This is a genomic window from Hamadaea sp. NPDC051192 (assembly GCF_040682475.1).
GTDB lineage: Bacteria > Actinomycetota > Actinomycetes > Mycobacteriales > Micromonosporaceae > Hamadaea > Hamadaea flava.
The window spans coordinates 1-5,564 of record NZ_JBFBAZ010000251.1; the positions used below are offsets into that span (position 1 = coordinate 1).

General features: G+C 70.9%; 3 protein-coding genes. All 3 read left to right on the top strand.

The genetic code is table 11. The features are described 5' to 3' along the window. Positions 1-230: 230 nt before the first annotated feature. On the top strand, positions 231-626 hold the full coding sequence (locus AB0M47_RS41890; RefSeq protein ID WP_363424394.1) for a VOC family protein: 396 nt from the start codon (positions 231-233) through the stop codon (positions 624-626). 170 nt (positions 627-796) lie between these two features. After that, a complete protein-coding gene (locus AB0M47_RS41895; RefSeq protein WP_363424397.1) occupies positions 797-3,553 on the top strand; it encodes an MXAN_6230/SCO0854 family RING domain-containing protein in 2,757 nt (918 codons plus the stop codon). Between the two features lie 262 nt (positions 3,554-3,815). Continuing rightward, positions 3,816-5,564: beta-1,3-glucanase family protein (locus AB0M47_RS41900; protein ID WP_363424400.1), on the top strand; the 1,749-nt coding region annotated here is incomplete at its 3' end.

Sequence of the window (5,564 nt, forward strand, 5' to 3'; positions counted from 1 at the left end):
GGCCCCGCAAAGCCCTCGGCTTCTACACCCCCGCCGAAACCCTCGCCCGTAAGCTCCACGAAGGCAGTGTTGCGACCACCCCTTGAGCCCAAGGCGTCCGGAAGCGTGCATAACGCTGATCCGCAGGCATCCCACCGCCCATTCGGCTACTCATCCGCCGAGCCGACCCACACGCCGGGCTGGATGCCGCACGTTGTAGGTAACGGCACACCACACGGAGGGAATCAACCATGTCGACAAGCGCAAGGCTGCACCAGATCAACATCGTCGTGTCCGACCTCGACGTGTCGATCGCGTTCTACCGTCGGCTCGGGCTCGAATTCGTCGTCGACGCGGCGCACACCAGCCACGCTCAGTGCGAGCTTGCCGACGGCACCGTCGTCGCACTCGACACCGAGGCGGCGGTCACCCAGTTCACGCCGACGTGGACCGCCCCCACCGGCGGCCCGCGCGTGGCGTTCGCGTTCGGGCTGCCGTCCGCCGACGCGGTGGACAAGCTGTACGCCGAACTGGTGGCGGCCGGGTTCGCCGGGCTGCGCGAACCGTGGAGCGCCGAATGGGGCGTACGCTACGCGACCGTGCTGGACCCGGACGCCGTACCGGCCGACCTGCAAGCACGCCTGTAACGCCGGTAACGCCGGTAAACCGGGCGAGGAATGTCGCCCGGCGCCGGTACCATCGGCGGGCCGGGGCGGCTCCCAGACGCGCTTCCTTCTCTATCTTTACATGAATCAGCGTGTCGACTCTCCGCCCCGGCATCAATCGATGGCACCGGCACAGGCATGGGGGTCAGCAGGTGGACGCGCTCGCGACGGTCCTGGTACGCCGCCTGAGCCGGGTCAGCCTGCCGGCCGGGGGCGAAGTACCCGAGGACGCCGTGCCCTGGGTGTCCACTCTGGAAGCTGACCTGGCCGAGCGCGGCTGGCTCCTGGACGCCCGGCTGCGGGCGCGGTTCACCGAGCTGACCGCGCACACGCGGATGCTGTGGGCCGACTGGCTGCTCGCGCTGGCCGACGAGTGGACCGGCGCCGATCGGCAGCATCTTCCGCTGTACCGGCAGTTCCCGGACACGCCGGCCGAGCCGGAGGCGGTGTTCGTCAACCGGCTGCTGGCCGAGCTTTTCCAAGCCCCGGACGCGCCGTGTGTCCTGTGTGGAGACTACGGCGACGTCAACCCGGTAAGCCCGTGCGGGCACCTCGTCTGCGCGCCCTGTTTCGACCCGGCGCACTACACCGCCTGCGCGATCTGCGGCCGTCGCGGTGACGGCAGCTTCCTGCGGGTCGCCAAGCCGAGCCGGTCCGGACGGCCGAAGTCGGACCCGGTCCGGTGGAAGCGGCTCACGCTGGACGAGACGCCGAAGGCGACCGCCGTCCGCCTGCGCGACGACCTCGTCGTCCGCCCAACCGCGCTCAACGAGGCGGACGCGGCCGATCTGCGTACGCTCATCGAGGCGACGGCGCTGCGCAAGCTCGACTGGCTGCCCGACACGGTGCCGGCCCGGGAGACGCTCGCCCTCGTGCTCGCCTGGGCGCTGCCGCCGGCCGCCCGCCTCTCGGCGTACCCGGAGATCCTGCGGCAGGCGGTGGCCCGGTGGACGACCGCCACCGACGCCGCTCGCTGCTTGTGGGCGTACTCGGGCGGCGACGCGGGCCTGATCCTCCCGCGACGCGAGCCGTCCGACGGACCGGACGAGGGCTGGCGGCCGTGGCACGAGCCGAAGGTGACGGTCGCGGTTCCGCGCGTCGGCCCGCTACCTCGCGCGATGCGCCGCGCGGTGCTCGCCTTCCTCGACGGTCTCGACCTGCCCACGCTGGCCGAGGATCTGGCGCGGCACCCCAAGGTCTGGAAGCGCCTCGCCGAGCGCCTGCACCCGTTCGAGCAGGCGGGCACGCATCCCCGGGCAGCGGTGGCGTTCGCGGCGCTGCGGCAGACCCGCACGCCGATCGACGGGCTGCTCGGCTTCGCCGTCGCCGAGGCGGCCGCCGAGCATCCGGATCGCGTCGTGCCCACGTACCACCCGGGCGGCCTGGTCTCGGTGCGCGTGCGCACGTTCGCGTCGCTGGTCGAGGCGGCCGTCGCGGCCGACGACGTGGTGACCGCGACCGCGTTGCTCGCCGGGCGACCCGGCGACCTGTGGCGGCGGCTCGATCACCTGCTCCGGCTCGCGGCCGACGATCCCGACGCGACCGAACTGGTCCTCGACACCGCGGTCCAGACGGCCGCACGCGTGTCGCCCACTGTCCTAGCGGGAGCGTTCGCCGAGCTGCACGATCGCGACGCGACGGTCGCGGTCCGGCTGGCCCACGCCCAGGTCGCGGCTCAGGTCGCGGCGCGCGGCAAGGCCCGGCAGGTCGTCGTGCGCTACGAGCACCCGACGCCCGAGCTGCGTGGTCCGCTGCCGGGCACGCCGCGCCGGACCTTCTTTCCCAAGGGCGATGTGGTACGCACCTGGACCGAGCCGGAATACCGCAAGCGGCTGGCCGCGACCACGGTGACGCAGGTGCGTACCGCGGTGGACGTCGAGCTGACCCGCCGGGCCGCCGGTCAGGAGCGCTTCGACGTCGCCGTGATCGACGCCGCGCTCGGTGGCGTACCGGCGCCGTCACGGGAACGTGCCGGCTCGGAGCAGCTCGCCGGCTGGCCACGCGGCAGCTTCCGCGCCCTCGGCGAGGCGGATGTGCTGCGGCTGTTCCTGCATTGGACGGACGGCCCGACGTTCCGGGTCGACCTCGACCTGTCCTGCGCGTTCTACAACGCCGACTGGGAAGAGGTCGGCCACTGCGATTACACGCGGCTGCGGTTCGGCAAGCGGGCCGCGATCCACTCGGGTGACCTCACGTCCGCCCCGCCGCCGGGCGGTGCGACGGAGTACCTCGATCTCGATCGCGCGGCACTGCACGCTGCCGGTGTGACGTGGGCGGTGCCCGTCGTGTTCAGCTACAACGACGTGCCGTTCGAGGCGTTGACCGCCGCCTTCGCCGGGTTCTCATTGCCGCTGGACCGTAAGACGCAGTTCGATCCGGCCCGGGTGTTGCAGCGGTTCACCCTGCGCGGTGACGCCAAGGCGCTGCTGCCGATGATCCTGCGGGTGGAGACCGGCACGGTCATGTGGGCCGACGCCAGCCTCACCAGCCCCGGGTACGCCCACCGCGTCGGCAACCGGGGTCCGCGCCTGGGCCGGGTCGCGGCCGACCTGTGGGAGCACTTCGACAACGGCAAGCGCGCCAGCCTGCTGGATCTGGTCGCGTGGCACGCCGCCGCCCGGGCCGACCGGGTCCTGGTGGCGTACGCCGACGGCACGGCGGCCGAGGTGCCGACCGGCTCTGCCGAGGCGATCCGGGCAGCAGCCCTTCTCCCGTCCGGCTCGATGCGCCCCGGGCCGCTGAGCGGCTGCCGGATCCTTGCCGCCGCCACCGGCCCCGACCGGCTGACGGCGTACGCCGGCCCGGACGCTGCGCCCGGTTCGGTCGCCGTGCTCGTCGACGGCATCGCCGGTCCACCATGGACGGCGCTGGCCGCGGCCGACCTCGCCGCGCTCCCTCCCCTCCCCTGACTCCCCCAGCCGCCCCCTTTTTGGCGCTGGATCAGGGTTCTGGGTCGAATCTTGAGCCATGATTCGACTTGGATCCATGATCCAGCGCGGAAGCTGTCGAGCCGACGCCGAAATCGAGGGCGGACTCAGTAAGGATCGCTAACAGTCTATTGACGCGCGTGTCACCGCGCCGTAGCCTGAGAGCGCTCTCCCCCAGCGTCAGCCCTGGTACGCAGGACGGTGAGAGCGCTCTCAGTAGATCATCATGGATGGAGAGGGCTTCATGCGTACCTGGACAAGGGTCGCCGGCGCACTCGCGGCGACCGCCCTGGCTGTTCCCCTGGCGCTGGCCGACGTGGCCACGCCCGCCCAGGCCATCGGACCCGACCTGCTCCCGGTCACGGTCACCAACAGCACCGGTCGTGGCGACGCCACCTACCTCTACGTCATCGGCGTGCAGCTGTCTTCCGGGCGGCTCGGCTACGTCAACTCCGGCGGCACGTTCACCGCGTGGAGCGGTGGGCAGATCCCGCCGAGTCCCGCCCCCGACGTGTCGATCGGCGGGCCGGGCAACGGCGGCAGCACCACGATCCGGTTCCCGCGCGGCTTCTCCGGCCGGGTGTACTTCTCCTTCGGGCAGAAGCTGCAGTTCTTCCTGACCCCGGACGGGCTCGTCCAGCCCGCGCCGTGGGCGGCCGGCGACGCGAACCAGAACATCCTGTTCGACTGGAGCGAGTTCACCTACAACGACGCCGGGCTGTGGCTCAACAGCTCGCAGGTCGACATGTTCGCGGTGCCGCACGCGGTCACCGTGACGGGCAGCTCCGGCGTCACGAAGCGTACTGGCGACCTGGTCGCGAACGGGCGGGACGCGGTCATCAACGGCGTCCGCGGCCAGTCCGGCTGGGCCAACACCGTCTACACCCGCTCGGACGGGACGGTGCTGCGCGTCCTGTCCCCCGGCAAGGCCGCCGGGGCGGGTCTGTTCAGCACGACCTATCTGGACGGCTACATCGCCGCCGCCTGGGGGGCGTACGCCTCGAAGACGCTGACCGTCGTCCCGTTCGCCGATCAGCCGAACACCAAGTACTTCGGGCGTACCAGCGGAACGGTGATGGCCTTCACCAACTCGTCGGGCGCTCAGGTGGCGTCGTTCAACCGCCCGTCCAGCGCCGACGTGTGGGGATGCGCCGGGAACCTCAACGCTCCCAACGATCTGGTCGTCGGCCCCATCGCGCGTACGCTGTGCGCCGCGCTCAACCGGGGCACGCTCGGCACGGTCGACACCCAGCCGAGCACCAACGCGGCGCAGTTCTACCAGAACAGCCCGACCAACCAGTACGCCAAGATCATTCACGCGAACATGACCGACGGCAAGGCGTACGCGTTCCCGTTCGACGACGTCGGCAACTTCGAGTCCCTGGTCAACGACGGCGATCCCCGGTCGGCGAGCATCATCCTGAGCCCGTTCACCGGTGGCGGAGGCGGTGGCGGCGGAACGATTCCGGCGGGTTCGGGGACGATCTCGGGTCCGGGTGGCAAGTGTGTGGACGTGGCCGGCAATGACGTCGGGGTGAACGCGGCGGCGGTGCAGTTGTGGGATTGTCAGGCGGCGGCGGTGGATCAGCATTGGCGGCACAATGCGGATCTGTCGTTGTCGACGTTGGGCCGGTGTCTGGACATCGTGGGCAACGGCACGGGGCAGGGTGCGCAGGTGCAGTTGTGGGATTGCAACGGTGTCGGCGGGCAGAAGTGGGTGCAGCAGGCGGACGGGTCGTTGCGCAATCCGCAGTCGGGCCGGTGTTTGGATTCGCCCAGTGGTGCCACCGCGAACGGGACGCGGTTGCAGATCTGGGACTGCAACGGCAGTGGCGCGCAGAAGTTCACTGCGAATGGTGGTGGTCCGATCGTGGGGCCGGGTGGCAAGTGTGTGGATATGGCCGGTGACGACGTCGGGGTGAACAACACCGCGGTGCAGTTGTGGGATTGTCAGGCGGCGGCGGTGGATCAGCATTGGCTGCGGTTGTCGGGT